At 44.1% G+C, this 1,219-nt stretch carries 2 protein-coding genes; both read left to right on the forward strand.

Annotated elements, in window-relative coordinates:
* A partial coding sequence (queA, locus tag A3756_RS25595; protein ID WP_068555027.1) for a tRNA preQ1(34) S-adenosylmethionine ribosyltransferase-isomerase QueA occupies nucleotides 1–784 on the forward strand: 784 nt, incomplete at its 5' end.
* Between the two features lie 25 nt (nucleotides 785–809).
* A partial coding sequence (locus tag A3756_RS25600) for a tRNA guanosine(34) transglycosylase Tgt (protein ID WP_156490774.1) occupies nucleotides 810–1,219 on the forward strand: 410 nt, incomplete at its 3' end.

Consider the following 1,219-nt stretch of genomic DNA (forward strand, 5'->3'; position numbering starts at 1 on the left):
GTTTTTAGCGCATGTCAGGTCTAGCCGTTCCCCTAAAGAAGGTAGCAAGATTCTTGTTGATACCGACGATGGTAGCACGCAAGTAATCGAAATGAAGGGGCGACAGAATGCACTGTTTATTCTTGAGACCGAGTCTTTAGAGGTTTTTGATCTGCTTGAAAAGTACGGCCACATTCCTTTACCTCCGTATATTGAGCGTGGTGATGAGGATATGGATCAGGATCGTTATCAAACTGTCTATGCCGATAAGCCAGGCGCGGCAGCAGCGCCTACGGCAGGCTTGCACTTTGATGATGAGCTTATTGAAAGGCTTAAAGCAAAAGGCGTTGATACAGCTTTTGTTACCTTGCATGTTGGTGCTGGAACCTTCCAGCCAGTAAAGGTTGACGATATTAAAGACCACGAAATGCATTCGGAATGGATTGAAGTGACTCAAGACGTGGTTGATAAAGTGACTGCGACTCGTCGAAAAGGTGGTCGTGTTATTTGCGTCGGCACAACTAGTGTTCGTAGTCTTGAATCTGCCAGCCAGTCAGGCGAGCTTAAGGCTTTTACCGGTGATACTGAGATATTTATTTTCCCAGGTTATGAGTTTAAAAGTGTCGATGCACTGATTACTAACTTTCATTTGCCGAAATCGACCCTATTAATGTTGGTATCTGCATTTTCAGGCCAGGCAAATATCTTAAATGCTTATGAGCAGGCTGTTGCAAATAAGTATCGCTTTTTCAGTTATGGTGATGCGATGTTTCTAAATCCCTCTAGCGGGAATATTTCGGAGTAATACATTGAGTGAATCGAATTGTTGTATGTCCTTTAAGGTCAGCCAGACAGATGGCTTGGCTCGACGTGGAGAAATTGACTTTCCACGTGGGAAAATACAGACCCCTGCGTTTATGCCGGTTGGCACTTACGGTACGGTAAAAGGCATGCTACCTAAGGATATCGAAGAGATTGGCGCGGATATTATTCTCGGAAATACTTTTCATCTAATGCTAAGACCGGGCACCGACATTGTTGAGAAACATGGTACTTTGCATGACTTTATCCAATGGGATAAACCAATTCTGACTGATTCTGGAGGTTTTCAGGTTTTTAGCCTCGGAGATATGCGTAAGATCAGCGAGAAGGGTGTAACATTCAAGTCCCCTATCAATGGTTCTAAAGTAGAGCTGACGCCTGAAATCTCAATGGAAGTTCAGCGTAAGCTTGGTTCAGA

It is taken from the genome of Oleiphilus sp. HI0086 (assembly GCF_001635225.1).